The organism is Bacillus sp. P4_D3, from assembly GCF_056401855.1.
Map to the genome: position 1 here is coordinate 1 of NZ_JBFUIN010000521.1, position 2,207 is coordinate 2,207.

Annotated in this window: 3 protein-coding genes; 1 reads left to right on the forward strand and 2 read right to left on the reverse strand. The window is 31.8% G+C overall.

The window, feature by feature from the left end; translation table 11 throughout:
- The coding region (locus tag AC1DTM_RS23530) for a LysR family transcriptional regulator substrate-binding protein (protein WP_477001018.1) at positions 1-468 on the forward strand (468 nt) is incomplete at its 5' end.
- A 113-nt stretch (positions 469-581) separates the two neighbouring features.
- Here the strand turns inward: AC1DTM_RS23530 and AC1DTM_RS23535 are convergent.
- Both AC1DTM_RS23535 and AC1DTM_RS23540 read right to left on the reverse strand, forming a co-directional pair.
- On the reverse strand, positions 582-1,187 hold the full coding sequence (locus AC1DTM_RS23535; protein WP_016104836.1) for a PRK06770 family protein: 606 nt from the start codon (positions 1,185-1,187) through the stop codon (positions 582-584).
- A gap of 102 nt (positions 1,188-1,289) precedes the next feature.
- The gene (locus AC1DTM_RS23540; protein ID WP_477001019.1) at positions 1,290-2,063 is read right to left on the reverse strand and encodes an HAD family hydrolase; all 774 of its coding nucleotides are present in this window, start codon (positions 2,061-2,063) and stop codon (positions 1,290-1,292) included.
- Positions 2,064-2,207: the final 144 nt, after the last annotated feature.

The following is a 2,207-nucleotide window of genomic DNA, read 5'->3' on the forward strand; positions in this document are numbered from 1 at the left end:
CTACATGAAGGAGAAACCGATGTTATCTTCATAATTGGAGAAAGTATAGAGCATAATGATTTTATTACGTGCAATTTATGTAATGAAACATTTGGATGGATTTTCCCTGCTCATTTCCCTTCAAACACTGACCCACTCCTTTTATTACAAGATACTCAATTTATATTTACAGAACAAAGCTGTGGCTATAGACCAATGGTAGATCGTTTTTTACGTCAAAGCGGAAGAAATCCTAATAAAACATTTGAGACTTCCAATGTTGAAGTCATTAAACAATCCGTTATGTGTGAGTTAGGAATTTCTATTCTCCCTTACATCGTTGTACAAGAAAGTTATCAAAAAGAACAACTCTGTTTTCAGCCCATCGAAACTCCAGCTGTCATTCAAAGCCACGTAATCTATCATAAATCTAGATGGATATCACCAGTTTTACAATCGTTTCTTACATTATTAGAGAGAATAGAATAGAAAAGTAAGCGAGTAATAACAAAAATGAGTAACTGCTCTAAAAAGCAGTTACTCATTTTTGTTAAAACATTTGTGTTCATAGCAGTAAAGGTGTTTCAAAATCAATATGTATATTATTTATTAGCTTGTGCCTCACCTGCAATTAATTTACTACCTGAATATGTACCTTTTTGTATAAAAACTTGATTAATTAATTCTTTTTGCTCCTTTTCTGACATTACTCCTTTCCCTTCTCCTAAATTCCCACTTTGCAATTTCCAAATCTTGTTGTGGTCCACATCAACCTTTTCATATTTTCCTTGTTTCCATCGTTCTAAAATATCCACATATGTACTTTTTTGTGCAACATCATTACTATTTATAATTTCAAGTAAACTTTCAATACGTTCTTGTGTAATAAAAATATAACCCCATTTTTGATCAGCTTTCGTTTTTTGATGTGCCATTTCATGTAATGCTGTCTGTATGTTCTCATCTGTCCATTTGAAATTTTTATTAAAACCACTATTCGGCAATGAATGATTTCCATTTTCTAACAACTTTGCATCTTCGGATTTTACATTACTATCAGCTAGCACTTCTACTGCCGGAGCGGCTGGTGATGCCTTTTTCGCAGCTGGTTTACTATTATTCAGATAATACAGCATACCATACGTTACACCTACCCCGATTACCGCCATACCAGCTATAATTCCTATTATTTTAAATAATGTTTTCATCTCGCCTATTTCCTCCCACATAGCCCTTTTCATAATTCCTATCTATTAAAAACAGATGTAGCTTCTCTTTTTTCGCAACTTACTGCAATTCATTTTTTCATACTAATTAACATAAATATAACTATTACTTTCCAGAAATGTAGCAACTCCATCCTCATCATTACTTTTGGCAATAAATTTAGCGACGGATTTTAATTCCTCAACAGCATTGCTCATCGCTACACCAATCCCACACTTCTCTATCATTTCCATATCATTGTAGTCATCTCCAAATGCAATTACTTCAGATACGTCTCGATTTAAGTGCYGTAGAACATGCTGAATACTATTCCATTTTGAAACATCCGCATGCATAATTTGACACAATGTTCCGTTATCTGTAATGACTGCCTTGCACTCATCAGGCAATTCCTTAGTGAACTCCTTATTTATTGAACCATTAGTACAAACAATTACTTTAGAAGCTTTTTCAAAGTTTAACTCTCTTATATCCATGACTTCACACGGCACATTACCAAAATAATCAGTAACATCAAAATTTGAGTACAGCTTATCATTTATTTCAATACAAATATGATTAAGGTTATATTTTTTTGCTTTTTCTATGATTTCTAAAATATTATTCTTAGAAATCTCCTTTTTATATAAAATATCATTACCTTTAAGAACTAGAGCTCCGTTATAACAAATGATAATGTCATTCTTTAACACATTGGGAATATACTGATTTATAGCTCTTGGAGGCCTTGCCGTAGCAAAAATCAATTCGTCTCCATTATTTTTACATTCCCTCAAAATATTAATGGATTTCTCTGAAATTGTTTTATCACTTCTTAATAGAGTCCCATCTAGATCCGAAATAATAACTTTCCTCATGCTTAAATTAAGTCTCCTCTCATAAATTATCATTATTTACATTAATAGAATTATTTTAATAAATTTATCAATACTTTCATTACTTTTGATGCACCTATTCCTCCTTAAACTATATAGCAAAACTTTTCATGCATTTCCTTATAT

Coding starts and splice junctions, on each gene's coding strand:
- AC1DTM_RS23535 (WP_016104836.1), bottom strand. CDS start 1,187: ATGAAAACATTATTTAAAATAATAGGAATTATAGCTGGTATGGCGGTA.